The sequence below is a fragment of the Pseudomonas sp. AP3_22 TE3818 genome (assembly GCF_053628995.1).
Map to the genome: position 1 here is coordinate 6,284,644 of NZ_JBRJHL010000001.1, position 25,406 is coordinate 6,310,049.

The 25,406-nt window shown below is 60.8% G+C and carries 25 protein-coding genes and 1 tRNA gene; 15 read left to right on the forward strand and 11 right to left on the reverse strand.

Annotation, left to right across the window (positions count from 1 at the left end; all coding sequences use genetic code 11):
* Positions 1–179: 179 nt before the first annotated feature.
* The 4 genes from AB7M25_RS28520 to ntrC all read left to right on the forward strand — a co-directional run bounded on the left by AB7M25_RS28520 (position 180) and on the right by ntrC (position 4,061).
* Positions 180–695 (forward strand): DUF4124 domain-containing protein, encoded by a 516-nt coding sequence (locus AB7M25_RS28520; RefSeq protein ID WP_429387922.1) that lies wholly within the window; start codon positions 180–182, stop codon positions 693–695.
* A complete protein-coding gene (locus AB7M25_RS28525) occupies positions 692–1,312 on the forward strand; it encodes a DUF4124 domain-containing protein (protein WP_429561690.1) in 621 nt (206 codons plus the stop codon). Before AB7M25_RS28520 ends, AB7M25_RS28525 begins: the two co-directional genes overlap by 4 nt.
* Before the next feature lie 230 nt (positions 1,313–1,542).
* Positions 1,543–2,628, forward strand: a complete 1,086-nt coding sequence (glnL, locus tag AB7M25_RS28530) for a nitrogen regulation protein NR(II) (RefSeq protein ID WP_429387924.1) — start codon at positions 1,543–1,545, stop codon at positions 2,626–2,628.
* Positions 2,625–4,061: a nitrogen regulation protein NR(I) gene (gene ntrC, locus AB7M25_RS28535; protein WP_116264156.1), complete on the forward strand. Its 1,437-nt coding sequence runs from the start codon at positions 2,625–2,627 to the stop codon at positions 4,059–4,061. The genes glnL and ntrC overlap by 4 nt, the downstream gene beginning before the upstream one ends.
* Before the next feature lie 547 nt (positions 4,062–4,608).
* Here ntrC and AB7M25_RS28540 read toward each other — a convergent pair.
* Positions 4,609–5,049, reverse strand: a complete 441-nt coding sequence (locus tag AB7M25_RS28540) for a hypothetical protein (RefSeq protein WP_429518446.1) — start codon at positions 5,047–5,049, stop codon at positions 4,609–4,611.
* On the opposite strand from AB7M25_RS28540, the gene AB7M25_RS28545 reads away from it, so the two are divergent.
* Positions 5,048–5,503, forward strand: a complete 456-nt coding sequence (locus AB7M25_RS28545) for a tRNA (cytidine(34)-2'-O)-methyltransferase (RefSeq protein ID WP_429387927.1) — start codon at positions 5,048–5,050, stop codon at positions 5,501–5,503. The two genes, AB7M25_RS28540 and AB7M25_RS28545, sit on opposite strands and share 2 nt — an antisense overlap.
* Before the next feature lie 132 nt (positions 5,504–5,635).
* Here AB7M25_RS28545 and secB read toward each other — a convergent pair whose 3' ends face one another.
* The 3 genes from secB to AB7M25_RS28560 are packed head-to-tail and all read right to left on the reverse strand — an operon-like array spanning position 5,636 to position 6,847.
* Positions 5,636–6,121, reverse strand: coding sequence for a protein-export chaperone SecB (gene secB, locus AB7M25_RS28550; RefSeq protein WP_015093084.1), 486 nt, complete (start codon positions 6,119–6,121; stop codon positions 5,636–5,638).
* A 56-nt stretch (positions 6,122–6,177) separates the two neighbouring features.
* Positions 6,178–6,432, reverse strand: a complete 255-nt coding sequence (grxC, locus tag AB7M25_RS28555; protein WP_007972741.1) for a glutaredoxin 3 — start codon at positions 6,430–6,432, stop codon at positions 6,178–6,180.
* Between the two features lies 1 nt (position 6,433).
* Positions 6,434–6,847 carry a rhodanese-like domain-containing protein gene (locus tag AB7M25_RS28560; RefSeq protein ID WP_007972742.1) on the reverse strand — a complete coding sequence of 138 codons (414 nt, stop codon included), beginning with the start codon at positions 6,845–6,847 and terminating at the stop codon, positions 6,434–6,436.
* 153 nt (positions 6,848–7,000) lie between these two features.
* Here AB7M25_RS28560 and gpmI point away from each other — a divergent pair, with 153 nt between their 5' ends.
* From gpmI to AB7M25_RS28580, 4 genes are all read left to right on the forward strand, one after another.
* On the forward strand, positions 7,001–8,530 hold the full coding sequence (gene gpmI, locus AB7M25_RS28565) for a 2,3-bisphosphoglycerate-independent phosphoglycerate mutase (RefSeq protein ID WP_429387929.1): 1,530 nt from the start codon (positions 7,001–7,003) through the stop codon (positions 8,528–8,530).
* 252 nt (positions 8,531–8,782) lie between these two features.
* A complete protein-coding gene (locus AB7M25_RS28570) occupies positions 8,783–10,078 on the forward strand; it encodes a murein hydrolase activator EnvC family protein (RefSeq protein ID WP_429518444.1) in 1,296 nt (431 codons plus the stop codon).
* 31 nt (positions 10,079–10,109) lie between these two features.
* The gene (locus AB7M25_RS28575; protein ID WP_007972748.1) at positions 10,110–11,426 is read left to right on the forward strand and encodes a S41 family peptidase; all 1,317 of its coding nucleotides are present in this window, start codon (positions 10,110–10,112) and stop codon (positions 11,424–11,426) included.
* A gap of 2 nt (positions 11,427–11,428) precedes the next feature.
* A complete protein-coding gene (locus AB7M25_RS28580) occupies positions 11,429–12,205 on the forward strand; it encodes a divergent polysaccharide deacetylase family protein (protein WP_454238278.1) in 777 nt (258 codons plus the stop codon).
* Between the two features lie 120 nt (positions 12,206–12,325).
* Here the strand turns inward: AB7M25_RS28580 and AB7M25_RS28585 are convergent, their stop codons facing one another.
* From AB7M25_RS28585 to AB7M25_RS28615, 7 genes are all read right to left on the reverse strand, one after another.
* Positions 12,326–13,081, reverse strand: coding sequence for a substrate-binding periplasmic protein (locus AB7M25_RS28585; protein WP_454238279.1), 756 nt, complete (start codon positions 13,079–13,081; stop codon positions 12,326–12,328).
* Between the two features lie 78 nt (positions 13,082–13,159).
* On the reverse strand, positions 13,160–13,930 hold the full coding sequence (gene hisF / locus AB7M25_RS28590) for an imidazole glycerol phosphate synthase subunit HisF (RefSeq protein WP_007972752.1): 771 nt from the start codon (positions 13,928–13,930) through the stop codon (positions 13,160–13,162).
* Between the two features lie 9 nt (positions 13,931–13,939).
* The gene (gene hisA / locus AB7M25_RS28595) at positions 13,940–14,677 is read right to left on the reverse strand and encodes a 1-(5-phosphoribosyl)-5-[(5-phosphoribosylamino)methylideneamino]imidazole-4-carboxamide isomerase (protein ID WP_007972753.1); all 738 of its coding nucleotides are present in this window, start codon (positions 14,675–14,677) and stop codon (positions 13,940–13,942) included.
* A 42-nt stretch (positions 14,678–14,719) separates the two neighbouring features.
* Positions 14,720–14,977 carry a DUF2164 domain-containing protein gene (locus AB7M25_RS28600; RefSeq protein ID WP_007989200.1) on the reverse strand — a complete coding sequence of 86 codons (258 nt, stop codon included), beginning with the start codon at positions 14,975–14,977 and terminating at the stop codon, positions 14,720–14,722.
* On the reverse strand, positions 14,978–15,616 hold the full coding sequence (hisH, locus tag AB7M25_RS28605) for an imidazole glycerol phosphate synthase subunit HisH (RefSeq protein WP_007972757.1): 639 nt from the start codon (positions 15,614–15,616) through the stop codon (positions 14,978–14,980).
* The gene (hisB, locus tag AB7M25_RS28610) at positions 15,616–16,209 is read right to left on the reverse strand and encodes an imidazoleglycerol-phosphate dehydratase HisB (RefSeq protein WP_003186751.1); all 594 of its coding nucleotides are present in this window, start codon (positions 16,207–16,209) and stop codon (positions 15,616–15,618) included. The genes hisH and hisB overlap by 1 nt, the downstream gene beginning before the upstream one ends.
* Before the next feature lie 220 nt (positions 16,210–16,429).
* Positions 16,430–18,094 (reverse strand): OFA family MFS transporter, encoded by a 1,665-nt coding sequence (locus tag AB7M25_RS28615; protein WP_429387938.1) that lies wholly within the window; start codon positions 18,092–18,094, stop codon positions 16,430–16,432.
* A gap of 225 nt (positions 18,095–18,319) precedes the next feature.
* On the opposite strand from AB7M25_RS28615, the gene AB7M25_RS28620 reads away from it, so the two are divergent.
* The 6 genes from AB7M25_RS28620 (at position 18,320) to AB7M25_RS28645 (ending at position 25,393) form a co-directional block, all read left to right on the forward strand.
* Positions 18,320–18,724: an acetyl-CoA sensor PanZ family protein gene (locus tag AB7M25_RS28620; RefSeq protein WP_429387940.1), complete on the forward strand. Its 405-nt coding sequence runs from the start codon at positions 18,320–18,322 to the stop codon at positions 18,722–18,724.
* A gap of 77 nt (positions 18,725–18,801) precedes the next feature.
* The gene (locus AB7M25_RS28625) at positions 18,802–21,033 is read left to right on the forward strand and encodes an AsmA family protein (protein ID WP_454238280.1); all 2,232 of its coding nucleotides are present in this window, start codon (positions 18,802–18,804) and stop codon (positions 21,031–21,033) included.
* Entirely contained in the window at positions 21,030–22,097 is a 1,068-nt protein-coding gene (gene mutY, locus AB7M25_RS28630; protein WP_116580828.1) for an A/G-specific adenine glycosylase, read from the forward strand. The genes AB7M25_RS28625 and mutY overlap by 4 nt, the downstream gene beginning before the upstream one ends.
* Entirely contained in the window at positions 22,094–22,366 is a 273-nt protein-coding gene (locus AB7M25_RS28635) for an oxidative damage protection protein (RefSeq protein WP_007972770.1), read from the forward strand. The genes mutY and AB7M25_RS28635 overlap by 4 nt, the downstream gene beginning before the upstream one ends.
* 103 nt (positions 22,367–22,469) lie before the next feature.
* Positions 22,470–22,545, forward strand: a tRNA-Phe gene (locus tag AB7M25_RS28640).
* Between the two features lie 1,123 nt (positions 22,546–23,668).
* Positions 23,669–25,393 carry a beta strand repeat-containing protein gene (locus AB7M25_RS28645; protein ID WP_454238384.1) on the forward strand — a complete coding sequence of 575 codons (1,725 nt, stop codon included), beginning with the start codon at positions 23,669–23,671 and terminating at the stop codon, positions 25,391–25,393.
* Positions 25,394–25,406: the final 13 nt, after the last annotated feature.

Here is a 25,406-nt window from a genome sequence, read left to right on the forward strand (position 1 = left end):
GCGGTCTGTCTGATAAGCAGATGTTGAATGTACTGACGTCTTCGCGAGCAAGCCCGCTCCCACCGGGATTTGTAGCGCGGGGAATATCTCGCAAACCATACCCAAATGTTTAGCGGCTTGGTTCAAACATACCGCCTGACCTATGCTGCAACCCAACGCTTTCGCTTCCGGTCGATTCCATGGGTCGTGGTTTTTTCTTCATCCTGCTGCTGATCGCCCTGCCCGCCGTGGCGCAGATCTACAAATACACGGACACCAACGGCGCCACTGCGTACAGCAATCAACCGCCTGACGGCACCAGTGCCCAACCGGTCCACTTGCCACCCCTCAACAGCATTGAGCGCCAGCCTCCCGGTGAAGCCGCGCCTGTTGCTGAAGCCGCCCCGAATGAGCAGCCCCAAGAACCCTATGAAGTGCTGGACCTGACCGGCCTGCCCAAAACCGAAGCTCTGCGCGCCAACAATGGCACCTTCACGATAAACGTACTGATCAAGCCGCGCCTGCAAGCCCCCCATCTGCTGCGCCTGCTGCTGGACGGCCAGCCCTACGGCCAGCCAGTCAACGTGCCGATCCTGCAACTGGTGAACATCGATCGCGGTGAGCATCGCCTCGCCGTGCAAGTGATCGATGGCGAAAACGTTGTGCAGCAGAGCCCCACCACAACCTTCACCGTGCAACGAGTGCACACGCCTTGAAGGTCTGGCTACTGATCGCCTGCTTCATTGCGCTGCCCACGTCAGCGCAGGTCTTCACTTACGTTGACCACCAAGGCATTCGGGTTTTCACCGACCAACCCAAACCCGGCAACGCCACGCGTGTACCGCAGGTAAATAGCAATCGAATGGCGGCCAACCCCACACGTGCAGCGCCGCCGAGTGCAGAAGACAGTCCCGAAGTACAAGCGCCGTTCCACTATGACCTGTTGCGCATCCTGGTTCCGGAACCCGATGCGACCATCCGCAGCAACGCCGGTGAAATCATCGTCAGTGCCACCAACGAACCCGCCCTGCAACCCGGTCACCGCTACCGGTTGCTGCTCGACGGCCAGCCCACCGCCGAACCCGGCCCGAGTCCGGTGTTCCCGTTGAGCAACATCAATCGCGGCAGCCATACCCTGTCCGTGGAAATCCTCGATGAGCAGGGACGCATCATCGAACGCACCGCCAGCCAACCCTTCCATATGCAGCGCACGTCTCTCGCCCAGAAGCGCAAGATCAAACCCTGCACCCTCGATGACTACGGCCAGCGGCCGGAATGCCCGCCGGGCGACAAACCCGCCGAAGAAAAAAATCCTTTCCTGCGACTTTTTTAACCTCGTTCAGGTTTGCGCACTATATTGGTGCAACCGCTTGCACCGTACTCACATTCCAACCCATTTTGGTTCGAAATTACCCGTGAAAGCCGGTAGAACGCCACGCAAGCGAGCGTCAAACGCCCGTTTCAGGGCTTTGGCGCTTCTTTTAGGAGCCTTGGTTTGGTTTTTGCATTTTCCCCGTATCAACGCTTGTTTCTTGCGCATGCTCCGCCCCAAAAGAGGTCCCGATGACCATTAGCGACGCACTCCACCGTTTGCTACTCGACAACCTCACCACCGCCACCATTCTGCTCGATGCTGAACTGCGCCTCGAGTACATGAACCCGGCGGCGGAAATGCTGCTGGCCATCAGCGGCCAGCGCAGCCATGGGCAGTTCATCAGTGAACTGTTTACCGAATCGACCGAAGCGCTGAACTCCTTGCGCCAGGCTGTCGAACAGGCCCACCCGTTCACCAAGCGCGAAGCCATGCTGACCGCCCTGACCGGCCAGACCCTGACCGTCGACTACGCGGTAACGCCGATTCTGAGCAATGGCGACACGATGCTGCTGCTTGAAGTCCACCCTCGCGACCGCTTGCTGCGGATCACCAAGGAAGAAGCACAGCTTTCCAAGCAGGAGACCAGCAAGATGCTGGTGCGCGGGCTCGCCCATGAAATCAAGAACCCCTTGGGCGGGATTCGTGGCGCAGCACAATTGCTGGCCCGGGAACTGCCTGAAGAAAGCCTGCGCGACTACACCAACGTCATCATCGAAGAAGCCGACCGCCTGCGTAACCTGGTGGATCGCATGCTCGGCTCCAACAAGCTGCCGTCACTGGCCCTGTGCAATGTCCACGAAGTGCTGGAGCGTGTCTGCCAACTGGTGGAAGCCGAAAGCCAGGGTTGCATCACCCTGGTGCGCGACTACGACCCAAGCATTCCCGACGTATTGATCGACCGCGAACAGATGATTCAGGCCGTACTGAACATTGTGCGCAACGCGATGCAGGCCATCAGCGGCCAGAACGAGCTGCGCCTGGGCCGAATCAGCCTGCGCAGCCGCACCATGCGCCAGTTCACCATCGGCCATGTGCGCCATCGCCTGGTGACCAAGATCGAGATCATCGACAACGGTCCCGGCATCCCTGCGGAACTTCAGGAAACCATCTTCTTTCCCATGGTCAGCGGTCGCCCGGACGGTACCGGGCTCGGCCTGGCCATTACCCAGAACATCATCAGCCAGCACCAGGGCCTGATCGAATGTGACAGCCACCCCGGCCACACCACCTTCTCGATCTTTCTGCCACTGGAACAAGGAGCCACATCGACATGAGCCGTAGTGAAACCGTGTGGATCGTCGATGACGACCGTTCTATCCGTTGGGTCCTGGAAAAAGCCTTGCAACAGGAAGGCATGACCACGCAAAGCTTCGACAGCGCCGATGGCGTGATGAGCCGCCTGGCGCGCCAGCAACCGGACGTGATCATTTCCGACATCCGCATGCCCGGCGCCAGCGGCCTGGACCTTCTGGCGCGGATTCGCGAGCAGCATCCACGACTGCCGGTCATCATCATGACCGCTCATTCCGATCTGGACAGCGCTGTCGCGTCCTATCAGGGCGGCGCCTTCGAATACCTGCCCAAGCCGTTCGATGTCGACGAAGCGGTGTCCCTGGTCAAGCGCGCCAACCAGCACGCCCAGGAGCAGCAAGGCCTGGAAGTCGCCCCGGCACTGACCCGCACTCCGGAAATCATCGGCGAGGCGCCGGCGATGCAGGAGGTGTTTCGCGCCATTGGTCGACTGAGCCACTCCAACATCACCGTGCTGATCAATGGCGAATCCGGTACCGGTAAAGAGCTGGTGGCCCACGCCCTGCACCGTCACAGCCCGCGCGCCGCCTCGCCGTTCATCGCGTTGAACATGGCGGCGATCCCCAAGGACCTGATGGAATCCGAACTGTTCGGCCACGAGAAAGGCGCGTTCACTGGCGCGGCCAACCTGCGTCGCGGGCGTTTTGAACAGGCGGACGGCGGCACGCTGTTCCTCGATGAAATCGGCGACATGCCCGCCGACACCCAGACCCGCTTGCTGCGGGTGCTGGCCGATGGCGAGTTTTACCGCGTCGGCGGTCATGTGCCGGTGAAGGTCGATGTGCGCATCATCGCCGCGACTCACCAGAACCTGGAAACACTGGTGCATGCCGGGAAATTCCGCGAGGACTTGTTCCACCGCCTCAACGTAATCCGCATCCATATCCCGCGCCTGTCGGATCGTCGCGAAGACATCCCGACCCTGGCCAAGCACTTCCTCAGCCGCGCCGCCCAGGAGCTGGCAGTCGAGCCCAAGCTGCTGAAAAGCGAAACCGAGGAATACCTGAAGAACCTGCCGTGGCCGGGCAACGTGCGCCAACTGGAGAACACCTGCCGCTGGATCACGGTGATGGCTTCGGGTCGCGAAGTGCACATCGGCGACCTGCCGCCGGAGCTGCTGAGCCTGCCGCAGGATTCGGCACCGGTCACCAATTGGGAGCAAGCCCTGCGCCAATGGGCCGACCAGGCGCTGGCCCGTGGTCAATCGAGCCTGCTCGACAGCGCCGTGCCGGCCTTCGAGCGGATCATGATCGAGACCGCCCTCAAACACACCGCCGGTCGCCGCCGCGATGCCGCGGTTTTGCTGGGTTGGGGGCGTAACACCCTGACGCGCAAGATCAAGGAATTGGGGATGAAGGTGGATGGTGGGGATGATGATGAGGGCGACGAAGCCTGAGTAATCACTGATTACTCACTGAACACACGATCCTGTGGGAGCGGGCTTGCTCGCGAAAGCGGTGTAACAGTCAACAATGATGTTGAATGTTATGACCTCTTCGCGAGCAAGCCCGCTCCCACATTCAAAGCTGCGTGCACCGCCTGAATGCACCGTGAACCGCAATCGCGCACAAAAACAGCTTCGAATCCCCATCTGCTTTCGCAATCGAATCCCTTTCGAAAAAACACGAAAGCCCCGAATCTCGGGGCTTTCAGCGTTTCAAACCGGCTTTTTTGTTTCTCTTTGTGAAAACTGGCACGCCCCCTGCAACAACCCTTTCAAGTGATTCAGATCACCGACCCGGTTTCGGGGACCTTGGTACAGGCAGGCCGGGGATTCCCCTCTTTACACCGGGCTCACACCGCAGCCGCGACGAGCCCAGCCGTTTTGGGGCCCTTGATACAGGCAGGTCAGGGGTTCCTTCTTTACACCAGGCTCACACCGCACTCGCGACGAGCCTCCCGTTTCGGGAACCTTGGTACAGGCAGGCCGGGGATTCCCTCTTTTATTGCTCCCGGAGATGGATCTCCAGCCGCCAGCGGTCATCGACCTCGCTACCGGTCCACTCGCCCTGCAGCGGCCGGGCCGCCACTAGCGTCAGCAGCAACCCTCCATCGCTTGAACGTACCCGCCAGTTCACATCCTTGCCGCCAAGCTTGAGCTGGCCTTTCTGCGCCTTGCCCTCGGCGCCAAACAGCAGCGCGACACTGCCGTCGACGATTTCGCCATGAACCTTGGGTTCGTTGTTGAACCACACCACCAGCCCGTCACCCGTCACCTCAACCTGCTGCAACTGACTCGGGTCTGGCGTGGTCAGGCGACCGATCATCAGCCCGATCATCAGCCCGATGATCGCCAGCGAACCCATCACCTGCAGGAATAGTTTCGAACGCACGCCTGCTTGCGGCGTAGAATGCGCGTCATCTTTACCTTCGGAGCCGTGCATGTTTCACGTCATCCTTTTCCAACCAGAAATTCCGCCGAATACCGGCAACGTTATCAGGCTGTGCGCCAACAGTGGCTGCCACCTGCATTTGATCGAGCCGCTGGGCTTCGAGATGGACGACAAGCGCCTGCGCCGCGCCGGCCTCGACTACCACGAGTATGCCACCCTGCAACGTCACCCCGACCTCGCCAGCTGCCTGGAAAGCCTCGGTCATCCACGGCTGTTCGCCTTCACCACCAAGGGCTCGCGGCCATTCCACGATGCCAGCTTCGCCCCTGGCGATGCGTTCCTGTTCGGCCCGGAAAGCCGGGGTTTGCCCGCCGAGGTCCTGGACGCCCTGCCCCCCGAGCAACGCCTGCGCCTGCCGATGCGCGAAGGCTGCCGTAGCCTGAACCTGTCGAATACCGTGGCCGTCGCGGTTTACGAAGCCTGGCGCCAGAATGGTTTCAAATAACGCCACATAACAAATGTGGGAGCGGGCTTGCTCGCGAAGGGGCCATAACATTCAACATCATTGTTGACTGTTACACCGCTTTCGCGAGCAAGCCCGCTCCCACATTGGACTTGCTTCGACGCTCAGAAATGCTTACTGAACGGTCGGCGTCTCGCCGGCAGCCTGCATGCGTTGCAGCTCTTGTGCGTACAGCGCATCGAAGTTCACCGGAGCCAGCATCAGTGCCGGGAACGAACCGCGGGTCACCAGGCTGTCCAGGGTTTCGCGAGCGTACGGGAACAGGATGTTCGGGCAGAACGCACCCAGGGTGTGGCTCATCGAAGCATCGTCCAGGTTCTTGATCAGGAAGATACCGGCCTGCTGCACTTCAGCGATGAATGCCACTTCGTCACCGTTTTTCACGGTAACCGACAGGGTCAGCACAACTTCGTGGAAGTCGGATTCCAGTGCCTTTTGACGGGTGTTCAGATCCAGGGCGACGCTCGGCTCCCACTGCTGGCGGAAGATCGCCGGGCTTTTCGGAGCTTCGAAGGACAGGTCACGCACATAAATGCGCTGCAAGGAGAATTGCGGTGCAGTTTCTTCTTCGTTCGCAGCAGTGTTCTGTTGGTCAGTCATCGCAGATCCTTCTTGATCCAGGGTTCTTTTAGGTTTGCTTGTTTGGGGTATTGCCGTCAGGCCCTGAGCAGCGCGTCGAGCTTGCCGGCACGTTCCAGGGCGAACAAATCATCACAACCGCCCACGTGGGTGCTGCCGATCCAGATTTGCGGCACGGACGTACGTCCGGCCTTCTGGGCCATCGCAGCGCGCACCTGCGGCTTGCCATCGACCTTGATCTCTTCGAAGGCCACGCCTTTGTTCTCGAGCAGGTACTTGGCTCGCGAGCAGTAAGGGCAGTAATCGCTGGAATAGACGACGACGTTGCTCATATCACTTCACCAGCGGCAGATTGTCGGCTTTCCAGCTGGAAATACCGCCGGACAGCTTGGCGGCGGTGAAGCCGGATTTCATCAATTCGCGGGCGTGAGTGCCAGCGGTCTGGCCCATGGCATCGACCAGGATGATGGTCTTGGCCTTGTGCTTTTCCAGCTCGCCAACGCGGGCGATCAGTTTGTCCTGGGGAATGTTCAGCGCCCCGACAATGTGACCGGCGGCGAAATCCTTGGTTGGACGAATGTCGATCACCACCCCTGCGTCCTTGTTGACCAGGCCCGTCAGTTCGCCAGTGCTCAGGCTACGGCCGCCGCCCTGCATTTGATAGGCAATCAGCAACGCCAGCAGTACGACGAAGATACCGACGAGAATGTAGTGGTTAGTGGCGAATTCAATCAGGTGAGCAACCATCGAAGGAGGTTCCAGGGCGTTAAAATGTCGGCCAGTATACACAGCCACTATGGTGGGCCAAACCCCGTCCGGCGGTGACGCGGCCGGAACTTCGCTTTAAACTGCGACTCCCTTTTTCCATTACCCCTTTTACCTCAGCCACGAGTGGATTCCATGACTACCACGCCTAAACCTTTGGTCCTGATGATTCTCGACGGCTTCGGTCACAGCGACAACCCCGAATCCAACGCCGTTTTCGCGGCGAAAAAGCCTGTACTGGATCGCTTGTGGGCCACTGTGCCAAACGGCCTGATCTCGGGCAGCGGCATGGACGTCGGCCTGCCGGACGGCCAGATGGGCAACTCCGAAGTCGGCCACATGAACCTCGGCGCCGGTCGCGTGGTGTATCAGGACTTCACTCGCGTCACCAAATCGATCCGCGACGGCGAGTTCTTCGAGAACCCGACCATCTGCGCCGCCGTGGACAAAGCCGTCGCCGCCGGCAAAGCCGTGCATTTCATGGGCCTGCTGTCCGATGGTGGCGTGCACAGCCACCAGGACCATCTGGTCGCCATGGCCGAACTGGCCTTCAAGCGCGGCGCTCAAGACATCTACCTGCACGCCTTCCTCGACGGTCGCGACACGCCGCCGAAAAGCGCGCAATCCTCAATCGAACTGCTCGACGCAGCTTTCGAGGCCCTGGGCAAAGGCCGGATCGCCAGCCTGATCGGCCGTTACTACGCCATGGACCGCGACAACCGTTGGGACCGTGTCTCCCAGGCCTACAACCTGATTGTCGATGGCCAGGGCGAATTCAACGCCGCCACCGCCCAGGAAGGCCTGCAGGCAGCCTACGAGCGCGGCGAGAGCGACGAATTCGTCAAAGCCACCTCCATCGGTGAGCCGGTAAAAGTCGAAGACGGCGATGCCGTGGTGTTCATGAACTTCCGCGCCGACCGCGCTCGCGAGCTGACTCGCGTGTTCGTCGAAGACAACTTCAGTGAATTCGAGCGTGCCCGCCAGCCGAAACTCGCCGGTTTCGTCATGCTGACCCAATACGCCGCCAGCATTCCTGCCCCGTCGGCCTTCGCCGCCGGCAGCCTGGAAAACGTGCTGGGCGACTACCTGGCGAAAAACGGCAAGACCCAGCTGCGCATCGCCGAAACCGAAAAATACGCCCACGTGACCTTCTTCTTCTCCGGCGGGCGCGAAGAACCGTTCCCGGGCGAAGAACGCATCCTGATTCCGTCGCCAAAAGTCGCCACCTATGACTTGCAGCCGGAAATGAGCGCACCGGAAGTCACCGACCGCATCGTCGACGCCATCGAAAACCAGCGTTACGACGTGATCGTGGTCAACTACGCCAACGGCGACATGGTCGGCCACAGCGGCGTGTTCGAAGCGGCGGTCAAGGCTGTTGAATGCCTTGACCTGTGCGTGGGCCGCATCGTCGATGCCCTGGAAAAAGTCGGCGGCGAAGCCTTGATCACCGCCGACCATGGCAACGTCGAGCAAATGTCCGATGAAACCACCGGCCAGGCGCACACTGCGCACACCAGCGAGCCGGTGCCGTTCATCTATGTCGGCAAGCGCGACCTGAAGGTCCGCGAAGGCGGCGTGCTGGCGGACGTGGCGCCGACCATGCTGAAGTTGCTGGGCCTTGAGCAACCGGCAGAAATGACCGGGAGTTCGATTCTGGTCTAATCCGACCCTCCAAAACACTGAAAATCCTGTGGGAGCTGGCTTGCCAGCGATAGCAATCTGACAGCCAACTTCTATGTTGAAACTCAGGCCGCAATCGCTGGCAAGCCAGCTCCCACAATGGTTTGTGGTGGTTTTGAAGACTAAATCCCCCCACATCTCTCTCCAGTTATCACACAGTCCCAATTGGGCATTTTTTTTGCCGCCCATGGCGGGCATACTAGGCCGTCCCTTTCCCTGGTGCCGCCCGCCCCTATGCTTCGCGTCCTGATAGCCCTAGCTCTGACTTGCCTGCTCCAACCGGCCTTTGCTGACGAGCGCGCAGACACCCAACAACAGTTGGACGCCACGCGTCAGGACATTGCCGAGCTGAAGAAACTGCTGGGCAAGCTGCAGGAAGAAAAATCCGGCGTGCAGAAAGAGCTCAAGGGCACCGAAACCGAAATGGGCAAGCTCGAGAAGCAGGTCGACGCCCTGCAAAAAGAGCTGAAGAAAAGCGAAGCCGAGCTGCAGCGACTCGATGCGGAGAAAAAAAAACTCCAGAGCGCGCGCATTGAACAGCAACGACTGATCGCCATTCAGGCCCGGGCGGCCTACCAGAACGGTCGCCAGGAATACCTCAAGCTGCTGCTCAACCAGCAGAATCCGGAAAGATTCGCCCGTACCCTCACCTATTACGACTACCTGAGCCAGGCTCGCCTGGAGCAGTTGAAGAATTTCAACGAAACCCTGCGCCAACTGTCGAATGTCGAGAAAGACATCGCCATGCAGCAGGCGCAACTGCTGGTGCAGCAAAGCAGCCTCGACACCCAGCGTGACGAGCTCGAGAAAGTCCGCAAGGAGCGCCAGCAAGTCCTGGCCAAGCTCAATGACGACGTAAAGGCTCGCGATCAGAAACTGGCGGCGCGCGAGCAGGATCAGGCAGACCTGTCTAAAGTCCTTAAAACCATTGAAGAAACCCTGGCCCGCCAGGCCCGTGAGGCAGAAGAAGCGCGACAAAAAGCGCTGATTGCCCAGCAGGAAGCCGAAAAAAAGCGTTTACGTGAGGCCCAGGCGCAGGCAGATGCCAGCGACGACGCCCCACGCAAACCAGTCAAGTCGACTCCCGGCGCACTGGTTTCCAGTTCCGGCGAGACCTTTGGTGGCCCGTTTGCGTCAACCCGCGGCAAACTTCCCTGGCCTGTCGATGGTCGACTGCTGGCGCGCTACGGTGAAAGCCGTGGCGACGATGCCCGGACCAAGTGGGATGGCGTGATGATCGGCGCGTCTGCCGGCAGCACCGTGCATGCGGTGCATGGTGGTCGCGTGGTGTTTGCCGACTGGCTGCGAGGCGCCGGGTTGCTGGTGATCCTCGACCACGGTAACGGTTTTTTGAGTCTTTATGGTCACAACCAGACGCTGCTCAAGTCTGCGGGTGATGTTGTTAAAGCCGGCGAGTCCATCTCCACGGTCGGCAACAGTGGCGGGCAGGACACGCCAGCGCTGTATTTTGCTATTCGTCAGCAGGGTCACCCGAGTGATCCGGCGCAATGGTGCCGCGCGCAAGGATAAGCGCGCTACCTAATTCAGGAGTTTGTTAGACATGCTGCATTTGTCCCGCCTTACCTCGCTGGCCCTGACGATCGCCCTGGTGATCGGCGCGCCTCTGGCGTTTGCCGCTCAACCGGCCCCGGCGGTTGCGCCTGCAGGCACTGCTGCGACCACCAAGGCGCCACTGCCGCTGGATGAGTTGCGCACCTTTGCCGAGGTGATGGACCGGATCAAGGCCGCTTATGTCGAACCGGTGGACGACAAGACCCTGCTGGAGAACGCCATCAAGGGCATGCTCAGCAACCTCGACCCGCATTCGGCTTACCTCGGCCCTGAAGATTTCGCCGAGTTGCAGGAAAGCACCAGCGGTGAATTCGGCGGTCTGGGCATTGAAGTCGGCGCCGAAGACGGCTTCATCAAGGTGGTGTCGCCGATTGACGACACCCCGGCTTCCAAGGCCGGCATTCAGGCCGGCGACTTCATCGTCAAGATCAACGGCCAGCCCACCCGCGGCCAGAGCATGACCGAAGCCGTCGACAAGATGCGCGGCAAGATCGGCCAGAAAATCACCCTGACCCTGGTGCGCGACGGCGGCACGCCGTTTGACGTGACCCTGTCCCGCGCTGTCATCCAGGTCAAGAGCGTGAAGAGCCAGCTGCTGGAATCGGGCTACGGCTACATCCGCATCACCCAGTTCCAGGTCAAGACCGGTGAAGAGGTTTCCAAGGCCCTGGCCAAGCTGCGCAAGGAGAACGGCAAGAAGCTCAAGGGCATCATCCTCGACCTGCGCAACAACCCGGGTGGCGTGTTGCAGGCGGCGGTGGAAGTGGTCGACCACTTCATCACCAAGGGCCTGATCGTCTACACCAAGGGCCGCATCGCCAACTCCGAGCTGCGTTTCTCTGCCACCGGCAAGGACGAAAGCGAAGCCGTGCCAATGGTCGTGCTGATCAACGGCGGCAGCGCCTCGGCATCGGAAATTGTCGCCGGCGCCCTGCAGGACCAGAAACGCGCCGTGGTGATGGGCACCACCAGTTTCGGCAAGGGCTCGGTGCAAACCGTGCTGCCACTGAACAATGATCGTGCATTGAAGATCACCACGGCGCTGTATTACACGCCGAACGGCCGCTCCATCCAGGCCCAGGGCATCGTCCCGGACATCGAAGTGCGCAAGGCCAAGATCACCAGCGAGCAGGACAACGACTACTTCAAGGAAGCCGACTTGCAGGGTCACCTGGGCAACGGCAACGGCGGTGCGGACAAACCGACCGGTTCCAGCAAGGCCAAGCCGATGCCACAGGACGATGACTACCAACTGGCCCAGGCCCTGAGCCTGCTCAAAGGGCTGAGCATCACGTCCGGCCGTTGAGGATGCGCCTGCGGTACGTTCTCGGTCTGCTTTGCTGTCTGGCGGGTGTTGTTCACGCAACGCCCGCCTCGACCACCCCGCAAAAAGCCTACCTGACCCTGATCATCGATGACCTGGGGCAGAACCTGCCCCGGGATCGCCGCGTGTTGGCCCTGCCCGGCCCGGTGACCACGGCGATCATGCCCGACACGCCTCACGCCACCGAATTCGCCCGCGAAGCCCATCGCGCCGGAAAAATCGTCATTCTGCACATGCCCATGGACCCGGCCACGGGACCGTTCGCCTGGCATCCCGAATTGCCTGTCGAAGAGCTGGAAAAGCGCCTGAACGCTGCGTTCAAAAGGGTCCCGTACACCAGCGGCATCAACAATCACATGGGCAGCCGCATGACCGCACAACCCGCGGCCATGGCTTGGCTGATGGCAGACTTGCAACAACGGCACAAATTCTTCGTCGACAGCCGCACCAGCGCCCAGACCGTGGCCGCGGCCGAAGCGCAGAAGATCAGTCTGGCCAGCGTTTCACGGGATGTGTTTCTCGACGATGAACGAACCGAAGCAGCGATCTTCAGCCAGTTGCAGACAGCGATCAGCCTCGCGCACAAGCAGGGTTCGGCGGTGATGATCGGGCATCCGTATCCACAGACACTCGCGGTGCTGGAGCGGGAGTTGCCGAAGCTGAAGGCTCAGGGAATTGAGTGGATTGATATCCGGCAGATGATCAGTGTGCGCGGTAACCGGGCCACGGCGGCGCATGGCAAGGATGGCGTTTACCGCTAACTCACCCAAATCATTGTAGGAGCCGGCTTGCCGGCGATGAGGCCTTCAAACCTTGCGACTGCCTCTGGGGCGCCATCGCCGGCAAGCCGGCTCCTACAGGGATGTACGGTGCGGTTGGTGTTAGAGGTACCGCGCCATGATCTCGTCGACCTTGCCTTCCTTGCGCATCTGGTCCAGCGCCGCCTGGAGCTTGGCCACCGTCTCGTCCGGCACGTCCTTGTTCAGTGCCAGGTACAGTTCTGCACTGTTGAAACGCAGTACGGTTTTCAACCCGTTGACTCCTTCCTGACGCGCCAGATAGCGCCCGGCCGGGTCACCGGTGGCCCATAGGTCGATCTGGCCGTTGACCAGTTTTTTCGCGTTGTCCTGATCGCGCAACACAACAATCGGGTTAAGCCCCTGCTTGGCCAGCGTCTCGGCAATCGCGTCGCCCTTATAGGCGCCGATCTTGTACTTGCGCGCATCATTCAAGGTTTCGAGGGTGATCTTGCTGTCAGCCCTGGCCAACATGATCCAGTCGTCCGGGCCGATCGGGCCGACCCATTTGAACAGCTTCTCGCGATCGGGCAGCCGTGCCATGACGAACACGCCATAGCCGGGTTTTTCCAGGGTGAGTTTGTAGATTCGCTCCCAAGGGAAACGCAGTGTCAGGCTGTAGGCAATGTTGGCGCGCTTGAATATCTCGCGGACGATATCGGTGGCGATGCCATCGATGTTCTCGTCCTGAGCGAAGTTCTTGCCATTCTTCGCCATGTTGTAGGGCGGGAAGTTTTCAGTCAGCAACACCATTTCGGTATCGGGACTGTCTTTTGCGTGTGCTCCGCTGATGAACAACAGAGAAGCGCTGGCAAGGACGAGAAGAAAGCGTTTAAGCATGTCTGGCTACCGAAATCCATGGCGTACCCAAGAGTGCCTTGGGCACGCCATGATGTCCACTGGCCTGCATTGGTTTATTCAGCGCATCACAATTCCGCGATGGGCCATATAAGCCTTGGCTTCCTGCACGGTGTATTCGCCGAAGTGGAAAATACTCGCCGCCAGAACCGCGCTGGCGTGACCTTCGATAATGCCGTCGGCCAGATGTTGCAGGTTGCCGACGCCACCGGAAGCGATCACCGGAATGCCCAGCGCATCGCTGATGGCGCGGGTGACGCCCAGGTCGAAACCGTTTTTCATGCCGTCCTGGTCCATGCTGGTCAGCAGGATCTCGCCGGCACCCAGGCCTTCCATTTTCTTTGCCCACTCAACGGCGTCGAGGCCGGTTGGCTTGCGCCCACCATGGGTGAAGATTTCCCAGCGCGGGGTTTCGCCAGGTCCCGAAACCTTCTTCGCGTCGATCGCGACCACGATGCATTGCGAACCGAAATGCTGCGCGGCTTCGCCGACGAACTCAGGGTTGAACACCGCTGCGGTGTTGATCGAAACCTTGTCCGCGCCGGCATTGAGCAGGTTGCGGATGTCCTGCACGGTGCGTACGCCACCGCCCACGGTCAGCGGGATGAACACCTGGCTGGCCATGCGCTCGACAGTGTGCAGCGTGGTGTCGCGGCCATCGACGCTGGCAGTGATGTCGAGAAAGGTAATCTCGTCGGCACCCTGCTCGTCATAACGACGGGCGATTTCCACCGGATCACCGGCGTCGCGGATGTTTTCGAATTTCACACCCTTGACCACCCGGCCGTTGTCCACGTCCAGGCAAGGGATGATGCGTTTGGCCAGCGCCATGATCAGTCCTCAGCCTTTGTACGAATCGCAGAAAGCTTGCGCTTCGGCGACATCGAGGGTGCCTTCGTAAATCGCACGGCCGGTAATGGCGCCGATGATGCCCGGCGCCTTGGCGTCGAGCAGGGTCTTGATGTCGCCCAGGTTGTGGATACCACCGGAAGCGATCACCGGGATCTTCGTTGCAGCAGCCAGAGCCGCGGTGAACGGGACGTTGCAACCCTGCATCATGCCGTCTTTGGCGATGTCGGTATAAACGATCGCGGAAACGCCGTCGGCTTCGAACTGCTTGGCCAGGTCGATGACCTGAATGGTGCTGATTTCAGCCCAGCCGTCGGTGGCGACGAAGCCATCCTTCGCGTCCAGGCCGACGATCACCTTGCCCGGGAACGCGCGGCAGGCTTCGGCAACGAAGGCCGGATCTTTCACGGCCTTGGTGCCGATGATCACGTAGCTGACGCCCGCTTTCACGTAGTGCTCGATGGTTTCCAGGGAGCGGATCCCGCCGCCGATCTGGATCGGCAGGTTCGGATAACGCTTGGCGATGGCGGTGACCACTTCGCCGTTGACCGGCTGGCCTTCGAACGCGCCGTTCAGGTCGACCAGATGCAGACGGCGGCAACCGCCCTCCACCCACTTGGCAGCCATGCTCACCGGGTCATCGGAGAACACTGTGGAATCTTCCATGCGGCCCTGGCGCAGACGAACACAGGCACCGTCTTTAAGATCGATAGCGGGAATAATCAGCATCTGGCAAACCTTCAAATTTGAATGTTCAGCTTGGCTCGGAAATCAGTTTTTCTCGAGCGCCCACAGGTCGCTTTCGATGCTTTCGAACCTCTCTTTGAGGTGCGCCTGCACATCGAAAATCGCCCTGTTGTAATAGTGCGGAGCAATTTCACGGGTAAACAGCTCAAGAATCTCCGCCGCCTCGAACGAGCCGAGGTCGAGTTCGAAGCGGTCTTCCATGAAACGCTTGATCTTGCGATTGGCCTCGCTCTCCTGCTCGGGAGTGAGGGTCAGAATCGGCGGTTTCTTCTTGACGGCCATTTACCAGCGACCGTCCCACGCAGCGAAGTTCTGCAGCAACTGCAGGCCATGGGTATGGCTTTTCTCCGGGTGGAACTGCACGGCGAAACGCGAGCCTTCGGCCAGCGCCGCGGCGAAATCGACACCGTAGTGACCGCCACCCACCACCTGCCGCGCGTTGGCGGCGGCGATGTAGTAGCTGTGCACGAAGTAAAAACGCGCCAGGTCCGGAATGTCATGCCACAGCGGGTGACTGACCTTCTGCTTCACTTCGTTCCAGCCCATGTGCGGGACTTTCAGGTGCTCGCCGTCCTCGACCAGATCCTTGCCGAAGAACTTCACCGCGCCCGGGAACAGGCCGATGCAGTCGACGCCGTCGTTCTCTTCGCTGGTGTCGAGCAAGGCTTGCATGCCGACACAGATGCCGAGGAACGGACGGTCCTGGCTGACTTCACGCACCAGCGAATCGAAACCGAGGCGACGGATCTCCGCCATGCAATCGCGAATCGCGCCGACGCCGGGGAAAACCACCCGGTCGGCTTCGCGAATCACGTTGGCATCGCTGGTGATCAGCACCTTGCCGGCACCGACATGCTCGAGGGCCTTGGCCACCGAGTGCAGGTTGCCCATGCCGTAATCGATAACCGCGACTGTCTGCATTACAGGACGCCCTTGGTCGAAGGCATTTGCCCGGCCATGCGGTCATCGAGCTCGACGGCCATGCGCAGGGCGCGACCGAAAGCCTTGAACACGGTTTCGATCTGGTGGTGGGTGTTGTGCCCACGCAGATTGTCGATGTGCAAGGTGACGTTGGCGTGGTTGACGAAGCCCTGGAAGAATTCCTGGAACAGGTCAACGTCGAAGCCACCGACGGTTGCACGGGTGTAGGGAACATGCATCTGCAGGCCTGGACGGCCGGAGAAATCGATCACCACGCGCGACAGCGCTTCATCGAGCGGCACATAGGCGTGCCCGTAGCGACGGATGCCTTTCTTGTCGCCGATGGCTTTGGTGAAGGCCTGGCCGAGGGTGATACCGACGTCTTCCACAGTGTGGTGGTCATCGATATGCAGGTCGCCCTTGCTGACAATATCCAGGTCGATCAGCCCGTGACGGGCGATCTGGTCCAGCATGTGCTCAAGAAAAGGTACACCGATATCGAATCGGGCCTTTCCGGTGCCATCGAGGTTGATCGAGGCTTTGATCTGGGTTTCCAGAGTGTCGCGCTCGACAGACGCCTTACGTTCGGCCATCACCAGCTCCGCAAAATCATTGGGCGAAAAAGGCAGCCATTATAGGCGTGCGGGCGCCAAACAGAAACACGCGAGGTGATATGGCTGACGGAGTGAATTCATCAACCTCGAAGCTATACCTGTAATGACATGTAGGAGCTGGCTTGCCAGCGATGCGGTGTGCCGGGCATACCGCGTTGCACTGATCGCCGGCAAGCCGGCTCCTACAGGGGGGTTGGCATTAGTGAAAGAGTACCGCCGTCTTCTGCAAGGTCACCCACACACCCCACGCCAACGGAATGCCCACCACCAGCCACGCCGCCACCGCCAGCGGCTTGGTGCCCGGCGCGGCTTTCCACTCCAGCACGGTGCTGCTGTCAGCGCCTTTGTCATGGCCCAGCGCCTGTTCGGCGGCCAGTTCGGCGTCGGTCATGAAGTACTTGTCCGCCACCGGACGCACCAGCAGGTTGCACAGGAAACCCAGCACCAGCAGGCCGGCGAGGATGTACAGCGTGATGTCGTACGCTGCTGCACGCTCGACGCCGATGCTCAGCTGGTATTCACGCAGGTAGTTCACCAGCACTGGGCCCAGCACGCCAGCAGCCGCCCACGCCGTCAGCAGACGACCGTGAATCGCACCGACCATTTGCGTACCGAACAGGTCCGCCAGATACGCAGGCACAGTCGCGAAACCACCACCGTACATCGACAGGATGACGCAGAACGCCGCCACGAACAGCGCGATGCTGCCCAGATGACCGAGGTTCGGAATCAGTCCGTACAGGGCAAAACCCAAGGCGAAGAACACGAAGTAAGTGTTTTTGCGACCCAGGTAATCCGAGAACGAAGCCCAGAAGAAACGCCCGCCGATGTTGAACAGGCTCAGCAAACCGGTGAAACCGGCCGCGATGGCGGCGATCGAAGCCAGTTGCGAAGCGTCGAGTTGGCCGAACGCCAGGTCATTGCCCAGCAACTTGCCACCGAACACTTCCTGCAACAGCGGCGACGCCATGCCGAGGATGCCGATACCGGCCGATACGTTCAGGCACAGCACCAGCCACACCAGACGGAACTGCGGCGTCTTCCAGGCCACATTCACGTGAACATGACGATGCGTAATCATCGCGTTCGAGGCTTTTTTCGCCGGGGCGGTCCAGCCTTCAGGCTTCCAGCCGGTTGGCGGGACGCGGTAGGACAATGCGCCACCGATCATGAACACGAAGTAGATCGCGGCCATGACCAGGAAGCTCTGCCACACGCCGACGCTGGTTGGCGAAGCGAAATGCCCCATCAGCGCTGCCGCCAGCGGAGCACCGACCATCGCACCACCGCCGAAGCCCATGATCGCCATGCCGGTGGCCATGCCGCGCTTGTCCGGGAACCACTTGATCAGGGTCGAGACCGGCGAAATGTAACCCAGGCCCAGGCCGATACCACCAATGACCCCGGAGCCGATCCACATCAGCCAGATCTGGTGGGTATACACGCCCAGCGCCGAAATCAGCAGACCGCCGCACCAGCACAGCGCCGATACAACCCCTGCCTTGCGTGGCCCGGCATGTTCCAGCCAGCCACCCCAGATGGCGGCCGAGCAACCCAGGAAGATGAAAAACAGGGTGTAGATCCAGCCGAGCATCGAGATCGGCCAGTCACACTGGGACGAAAAGACCTGTGCGATAAAACCCGTGTCCGGTGCGCAGGCCACTGGCGCCGTGATGCCCAGCGCCTTGGACAGCGGCAACCAGAACACCGAAAAGCCGTAGGCCATGCCGATGCACAAGTGGATGGCCAGCGCGGCCGGCGGTACCAGCCAACGGTTGAAACCGGGCTTGGCGATGATCCGCTCCTTGGACAGGAACGCGGGCTGGTCGGCGCTGAAGCCGTCCGCCGTGGTGCTCGTGGTCATTGTATTTCCCCCAATTGTTAGTAGGGTTCGCCAGCCACGCTCCCGGCCTTTATGCACGCAGACATGACCGTTTTTTGCTGGAGCGCCTTGTTGTGCGACAACAGGTCGCAGAAGGACGGGCGAACGGGCAAAGGTTACCATCTGCCAGTGACAGAAAAACCAAACTGACATCACCTTTTGTACGTCGTCTGACCTCCATCGCTTCATGACCCCACAGGAATCACCATGCCGATCATTGTCGAGCCGCTGAACCAAGCCACGTCCCAGGATCGGCAGGATCTGCAGAAGATCTACCGCGACGCTCCAGACTGGTTGTTCGCCCCGTTTTCCGACGAGGCGCAGTTGATCGAGGACTGCTTGCGCGACGGCACACTGATCGCCGGACGCTTCAATGATCGCCTGCTGGGCGCGGCCCGCTTGCAAAGGCACCCAGACGCCTGGCATTTGTCACAAATATGTGTGCGAAAAATTACCCGTCGCCGTGGTGTTGCCGAGCGACTGGTGGCCGAAGCGCAAAAAATGGCCGCGCAATCGGGTATGACGCTACGCCTGCTGGCGCCTGCCGGGCATCTGGAAGCGCAGGCGCTGGCCGCCAAGCTGAAACTGCCGCTGGATGCATTGCCGGAGTGATCGCTGACCGGTCGTCCGTTCCGGGGCGCTATACTCCCCGGCTAAATTTTGAATTCGACTAATTAAAGGACTCGCCCATGAAAGCGTTCGGCAAAATCCTGGGTCTGGTACTTCTCGGGCTGTTGCTGATCATTGTGGCGCTGGGCTTTGCCCTGACCCACCTCTTCGATCCCAACGACTACAAAGACGAGATTCGCCAGATTGCCCGCGACAAGGCCCACATCGAGCTGACGCTCAATGGCGATATCGGCTGGAGCCTGTTCCCGTGGCTGGGCCTGGAGCTGCACGACGCCAGTGTCGCGACCATGGTCAAACCGACTGAACCGTACGCCGACTTGCAGATGCTCGGCCTGTCGGTGCGCGTACTGCCGCTGCTGCGCCGCGAAGTGCAGATGAGCGACGTACGCGTCGAAGGCCTGAACCTGCGCCTGACCCGCGACAAGGAGGGCCATGGCAACTGGGAGGACATCGGCAAGCTGCCTGCAACGGCCGGCACCGACACGACCGGCACCCCGCCAGCCGCGACCGAACCGGCGCCCGAAACCGGCGCCGCAGCGGAAAAACCGCCTCAGCCGATCCGCCTGGACATCGACAGCCTGACCGTGAACAACGCACGGGTCGAATACACCGACGAACGCACCGGCAAAAGCTTCAGTGCCGAAAGCATTCAGTTGAGCACCGGCGCGGTCCACGACTCCGTCAACATCCCGCTCAAGCTCACGGCTTTCCTGTCAGCCAACCAGCCGGCACTGCGGGTGCGCACCGAACTCAACGGCGAGTTGCGCATCGCACGTGCGCTGCAGCGCTATCAGTTCGAAGACATGAGGCTGTCGGGTGAAGTGACCGGCGACCCCTTGCAAGGCAAGTCCATGACGTTCTCCGCCCAGGGCCAGTTGGTGCTGGACAAGGCCGCCAACGTGGCCGAGTGGACCGGCATCAAGGTCTCTGCCAACCAGTTGCGGGCACTGGGTGAACTGAAGGTCAACGATCTGGACAAGACCCCACAGGTCAGCGGCGGCATCTCGATTGCCCAGTTCGACCTGGCGAAATTCGTCGACAGCATCGGCCAGAAACTCCCGGCCATGGCCGAAGGCAGCCTGAGCAAAGTCGAGCTGGTCAGCCGATTGGCCGCGACACCGACCAGCCTGGCGCTCGACAACCTCAACCTGAAAGTCGACGACAGCACCTTCAGCGGCCGCATCGCCGTCGAAGACTTCGCCAAGCAATCGCTGCGCGCCGTGCTCAAGGCCGACACCTTCAACGTCGACCGTTACCTGCCGCCGAAATCCGCCGAGGCCAATAGCGCGACACAAGTGCGTCAGGCCGAAGTCGCCAGCACCGAAGCCGATGCCTTGGCCGGCGCCGGCAGCACTCCATTGCCGCCCGCGCCGACCAAGGACGCGTGGAGCAGCGAGCGCCTGTTGCCAGTGGAACGCTTGAGCAAGCTCGATGTGGACGCCGACCTGACCTTCGGCCAGTTGACCCTGCAAAAACTGCCGATCCATAACGCTGCGCTCAAGGCCACCGGCCAGGGCGGCCTGCTGACGCTGGCCAACCTGCGCGGCGACCTGTACGAGGGCAACTTCGAAACCACCGGCACGCTCGATGTGCGCCAGCCTGTGCCGGCGCTGAACCTGCAGACGAAGATCAGCCGGGTACCGGCGGAAAAAATCCTCGAAAGCCAGGGCAAGAATCCACCGGTCAAGGGCCTGGTCACGCTCAACAGCAACCTGACCGGCAACGGCAACAGCCAGAAGGCGCTGATCGAAACCCTCAACGGCAACGCCAGTTTCGTCATCAACAATGGCGTGCTGCTCAACGCCAACCTTGAGCAACAGCTGTGCAAAGGCATCGCTACGCTCAACCGCAAAACCCTCAGCGGCGAACCGCGCGGCAAGGACACTCCGTTCCAGGAGCTCAAGGGCAACCTGACCTTGCGTAACGGTGTCGCCAGCAACCCGGACCTGAAAGTGCGCATCCCGGGCATGGCCGTCAACGGTGACGGTGACATCGATCTGCGCGTGCTCGGCATGGACTACCGCGTCGGCATCATCGTCGAAGGCGATACCAGCGCCATGCCGGACCCGGCCTGCAAGGTCGGCGACAAGTTTGTCGGCATCGAGTGGCCACTGCGCTGCCGCGGCCCGCTCGAGCTGGGTGCCAAGGCCTGCCGTGTGGATAACGAACGCATGAGCCAGGTCGCGGCCAAACTGGCCGGCGAGCGAATCAGCGAAAAGATCGACGAGAAACTGGGCGACAAGGTCAACCCGCAACTCAAGGACGCGCTCAAGGGGCTGTTCAAGCGATGAGAGCCGAGCAGTTTTCAACGGCGGTGCTGGACTGGTTCGACCGCCACGGCCGTCACGATTTGCCCTGGCAGCAGGACATCAACCCGTATCGGGTATGGGTCTCGGAAATCATGCTGCAGCAGACCCAGGTCAGCACCGTGCTGAACTACTTCGACCGCTTCATGGCCTCGTTGCCAACGGTCGAAGCCCTGGCCGCGGCACCTGAAGACGAAGTGCTGCACCTGTGGACCGGCCTGGGTTACTACACCCGCGCGCGCAATTTGCAGAAGACCGCGAAGATCGTCGTCGAGCAGTACGGCGGCGAATTCCCCCGGGACGTGGAAAAACTCACGGATCTGCCGGGGATCGGTCTGTCCACCGCCGGCGCCATTGCCAGCATCAGCATGGGCCTGCGCGCGCCGATCCTCGACGGCAACGTCAAGCGCGTCCTGGCGCGCTTTACCGCGCAAGAGGGCTACCCGGGCGAGCCAAAGGTCGCCAAACAGCTCTGGGCCAACGCTGAGCGCTTTACGCCGCACGACCGGGTCAACGCCTACACCCAGGCGATGATGGACCTCGGTGCCACGCTCTGCACCCGCAGCAAACCGAGCTGCCTGCTGTGCCCGCTGGAAAAAGGCTGCGAGGCGCACATGCTCGGCCTGGAAACCCGTTACCCGATCCCCAAGCCGCGCAAGGCCATCCCACAGAAGCGTACGCTGATGCCGATGCTGGCCAACGCCGAAGGCGCCATCCTGCTTTACCGTCGCCCCTCTACGGGCCTCTGGGGCGGCTTGTGGAGCCTGCCGGAACTCGACGACCTCGACGACCTGTCACATCTGGCCGCGCAGCACTCGCTGGAACTGGGCACCCAACAGGCATTGCCGAGCCTGGTGCACACCTTCAGCCATTTTCAGTTATCCATCGAACCCTGGCTGGTTCAGGTCCAGGAGACCGGCCACCACGTGGCCGAGGCCGACTGGCTCTGGTATAACCTCGCCACCCCGCCGCGCCTGGGCCTTGCCGCCCCGGTCAAAACCTTGCTCGAACGCGCGGCCGCCGTATTGAACGCAGGAGAGTCGTCATGACCCGCACCATCATGTGCCGCAAGTACAAAGAAGAATTGCCAGGCCTGGAGCGCGCTCCCTTCCCGGGCGCCAAAGGCCAGGACATTTTTGACCACGTCTCGGCCAAGGCCTGGGCCGACTGGCAAAAACACCAGACCCTGCTGATCAATGAAAAACGCCTGAACATGATGAACGCCGAAGATCGCAAATATCTGCAGGGCGAAATGGACAAGTACTTCTCCGGCGAGGATTACGCCAAGGCCGAAGGCTACGTACCGCCATCGGAATAACCCCGATTTATCGGGGGTCGGAACGTAAGCGACGGTAATAATTAAAATTTTTTTGAAAACTTGCTTGACGACCCCCTGAAAAACCCGTTTAATGCGCCCCGTTGCCCAGATAGCTCAGTCGGTAGAGCAGGGGATTGAAAATCCCCGTGTCGGCGGTTCGATTCCGTCTCTGGGCACCAAAATACCGAAAAACCCCAAGCGAAGATGATTCCTTGGGGTTTTTTATTGCCTGCGATTTAATGGCCGCTGGAGCACCTCCAGAGCAAGCCACTCTCCACCCTGCTGTAACTCCCCCCACCCGATACTTCCGACGAATGATGGCAATTTGACGCCATCGTTTTGCGCTGTAAACTGCCAGCCACTTCCGTTTTCTTTGCGTAAAAGGAATTTGCAATGGCGACCCTGGGCGAAATCCGCGTCAACCCTACAACTGGCTATCATTCCGAGCCCTCCCTCACGGCCCTGAAAGATGGCGGTTACATCGTGGCGTGGAGCGATCAGGGAACAAGCTTTACCGATTACATCTACACCCAGCGCTATAACGCCAGTGGCGTGAAGGTCGGCGGGCCAGCGCTCGTCAACAACGTTACCAACAGCGCACAGGAAGACCCCACCATTACCGCATTGGCCAACGGTGGCTACGTGGTCGCCTGGCAATCGGATACCTTCGACGATATGTCGGACATCGCCGCCCAGATCTACAACGCCAATGGCGTCAAGGTTGGAAGTGAGTTCATCGTCAACACAACCAGAATCGGCATGCAGGACAGTGCAGAGATCACCGCGCTCAGCGACGGCGGTTTTGTGGTGTCGTGGTCTTCGTACGGTCAGGACGGCAGTGGCTGGGGCGGTTACCTGCAGCGCTATAACGCCAGCGGGGCAAAGGTCGGGGTGGAAACACGCGTCTCTACCACCACTCAGTACGACCAGGATGGCCCTACCGTCACCGGCCTTGCCGATGGCGGCATGATGGTGGTTTGGGAGGGCAACGGAAAAGACGATACAGCCGGCATCTTCGGTCAGCGGTTCAAGGCCGACGGCAGCAAATCGGGCGCAGAAGTTCGCATCAATACCAGTGTTGCCGACGATCAGACAGACCCGGTCGTGAAGGTTTTGAGTAGCGGCAACTACGTCGTCACCTGGCAATCGGCGCCCGACGACGGTGATGGCAACGACGAAACAGATGCCCCGGGCGACATCTACGCGCAGCTTTTCAATGCCGCCGGCGTAAAAGTGGGTGCAGAAACCCTGGTGAACACCACCACTACAGGCAATCAGGAAGAACCTAACGTCACCGCCATGATGAATGGCGGTTATCTGGTGACCTGGGCAGGCCAAGGCATCGGTGATGCAAATGGCATCTTCAGCCAACTCTTCAATGCCAGCGGCGTCAAGGTGGGCACAGAAACCCGCATCAACACCACGACCACCGACAATCAATTGTTCTCCCAGGTGACTGCATTGGCCGATGGCGGCTACGTGGTTGCCTGGGAGTCCTCGAAGGCGAGCGGGCAAGTTGACGTTTATACCCAGCGTTTTGACGCGAACGGCAACAAGGTGTCCAGCCTGACAGGCGATACCCTGGCCAACACCCTGATCTGGACAGACGCCGGCAGCGTGATCATCGACGGCGGCGCGGGCAACGACACGCTTACAGGTGGCCGTGCCAACGACCATCTGAACGGCGGAGCAGGCAATGACTCACTCAATGGCGCAGCCGGTGCCGACCGCCTGATCGGCGGCGACGGCTCCGACCTCTACTACGTCGACAACGCCGGCGATATCGTCAGCGAAACCAATGCCACGGCCAGCACCGGCGGCACCGATAGCGTCTATAGCTTCCTCGGCGCCTACACCCTGGGGGACAACATCGAGAACCTGCGCCTGCTGGCGACCGGCGCTGCCAACGGTACCGGTAACAGCCTCAACAACGTCATCGACGCCGGGGCTGGCAACAACGTCCTCGATGGTGGCGCCGGCATCGATACCATGTCCTATGCCTACGCCACGGCGGCGGTCACGGCCAACCTGGGGCTGACCACTGCACAAGCCACCGGTGGTTCCGGTTCAGACACCCTGCTGAACTTCGAAAACCTCACGGGCAGCAACTTTCACGACACGCTGACCGGTAACGCAGCCGCCAACGTCCTCAACGGCGGCCTGGGCAACGACAGCCTCAACGGCGCCGCCGGTGCCGACCGCCTGATCGGCGGCGATGGCTCCGACCTCTACTACGTCGACAACGCCGGCGATATCGTCAGCGAAACCAATGCCACAGCCAGCACCGGCGGCACCGATAGCGTCTATAGCTTCCTGGGCGCCTACACCCTGACTGACAATGTCGAGAACCTGCGCCTGCTGGCGACCGGCAATGCCAATGGCACCGGGAACAGCCTCAACAACATCATCGACGCCGGGACCGGCAACAACGTCCTCAATGGTGGCGCCGGCATCGATACCGTGTCCTATGCGTACGCCACGGCGGCGGTCACGGCCAACCTGGGGCTGACCACTGCACAAGCCACCGGTGGTTCCGGTTCAGACACCCTGTTGAACTTCGAAAACCTCACGGGCAGCGCCTATCACGACACGCTGACCGGCAATGCGCTTGCCAACACCCTCATCGGCGGTGCCGGCAACGACACGCTCACCGGTGGAGCCGGCAACGACCTGTTGATCGGCGGCACGGGCCTGGACAAGCTTTATGGCGGTGCCGGGGCCGACAAGTTCGACTTCAATGCCCTGAGTGAAATGGGCCTGGGCGCCGCCCTGCGCGATGTCATCGGCGACTTCAAGACCAGCGAAGGCGACAGGATCGACCTGTCGACCCTGGACGCCAACCTGGCGACGGCGGCCAACGATGCGTTCAACTTCATCGGTTCCAGCGCGTTCAGCAGCAATGCCACGGGGCAGGTACGGTTCGCCGGCGGCATTCTCTACGGCAGCACCGACGCCGACACCGCCGCGGAGTTCGAAATTCAGTTGCTGGGGGTAAGCAACCTGCAAACTGCCGATCTGATTGCCTGAAAGAGGGTGGTTG

Bases quoted from the DNA above. Each gene is read 5' to 3' on its own strand.
- AB7M25_RS28520 (WP_429387922.1), top strand. From the start codon at position 180: ATGGGTCGTGGTTTTTTCTTCATCCTGCTGCTGATCGCCCTGCCCGCC.
- glnL (WP_429387924.1), top strand. From the start codon at position 1,543: ATGACCATTAGCGACGCACTCCACCGTTTGCTACTCGACAACCTCACC.
- ntrC (WP_116264156.1), top strand. From the start codon at position 2,625: ATGAGCCGTAGTGAAACCGTGTGGATCGTCGATGACGACCGTTCTATC.
- AB7M25_RS28545 (WP_429387927.1), top strand. From the start codon at position 5,048: ATGTTTCACGTCATCCTTTTCCAACCAGAAATTCCGCCGAATACCGGC.
- AB7M25_RS28540 (WP_429518446.1), bottom strand. From the start codon at position 5,049: ATGCACGGCTCCGAAGGTAAAGATGACGCGCATTCTACGCCGCAAGCA.
- secB (WP_015093084.1), bottom strand. From the start codon at position 6,121: ATGACTGACCAACAGAACACTGCTGCGAACGAAGAAGAAACTGCACCG.
- grxC (WP_007972741.1), bottom strand. From the start codon at position 6,432: ATGAGCAACGTCGTCGTCTATTCCAGCGATTACTGCCCTTACTGCTCG.
- AB7M25_RS28560 (WP_007972742.1), bottom strand. From the start codon at position 6,847: ATGGTTGCTCACCTGATTGAATTCGCCACTAACCACTACATTCTCGTC.
- gpmI (WP_429387929.1), top strand. From the start codon at position 7,001: ATGACTACCACGCCTAAACCTTTGGTCCTGATGATTCTCGACGGCTTC.
- AB7M25_RS28570 (WP_429518444.1), top strand. From the start codon at position 8,783: ATGCTTCGCGTCCTGATAGCCCTAGCTCTGACTTGCCTGCTCCAACCG.
- AB7M25_RS28575 (WP_007972748.1), top strand. From the start codon at position 10,110: ATGCTGCATTTGTCCCGCCTTACCTCGCTGGCCCTGACGATCGCCCTG.
- AB7M25_RS28580 (WP_454238278.1), top strand. From the start codon at position 11,429: ATGCGCCTGCGGTACGTTCTCGGTCTGCTTTGCTGTCTGGCGGGTGTT.
- AB7M25_RS28585 (WP_454238279.1), bottom strand. From the start codon at position 13,081: ATGCTTAAACGCTTTCTTCTCGTCCTTGCCAGCGCTTCTCTGTTGTTC.
- hisF (WP_007972752.1), bottom strand. From the start codon at position 13,930: ATGGCGCTGGCCAAACGCATCATCCCTTGCCTGGACGTGGACAACGGC.
- hisA (WP_007972753.1), bottom strand. From the start codon at position 14,677: ATGCTGATTATTCCCGCTATCGATCTTAAAGACGGTGCCTGTGTTCGT.
- AB7M25_RS28600 (WP_007989200.1), bottom strand. From the start codon at position 14,977: ATGGCCGTCAAGAAGAAACCGCCGATTCTGACCCTCACTCCCGAGCAG.
- hisH (WP_007972757.1), bottom strand. From the start codon at position 15,616: ATGCAGACAGTCGCGGTTATCGATTACGGCATGGGCAACCTGCACTCG.
- hisB (WP_003186751.1), bottom strand. From the start codon at position 16,209: ATGGCCGAACGTAAGGCGTCTGTCGAGCGCGACACTCTGGAAACCCAG.
- AB7M25_RS28615 (WP_429387938.1), bottom strand. From the start codon at position 18,094: ATGACCACGAGCACCACGGCGGACGGCTTCAGCGCCGACCAGCCCGCG.
- AB7M25_RS28620 (WP_429387940.1), top strand. From the start codon at position 18,320: ATGCCGATCATTGTCGAGCCGCTGAACCAAGCCACGTCCCAGGATCGG.
- AB7M25_RS28625 (WP_454238280.1), top strand. From the start codon at position 18,802: ATGAAAGCGTTCGGCAAAATCCTGGGTCTGGTACTTCTCGGGCTGTTG.
- mutY (WP_116580828.1), top strand. From the start codon at position 21,030: ATGAGAGCCGAGCAGTTTTCAACGGCGGTGCTGGACTGGTTCGACCGC.
- AB7M25_RS28635 (WP_007972770.1), top strand. From the start codon at position 22,094: ATGACCCGCACCATCATGTGCCGCAAGTACAAAGAAGAATTGCCAGGC.
- AB7M25_RS28645 (WP_454238384.1), top strand. From the start codon at position 23,669: ATGAATGGCGGTTATCTGGTGACCTGGGCAGGCCAAGGCATCGGTGAT.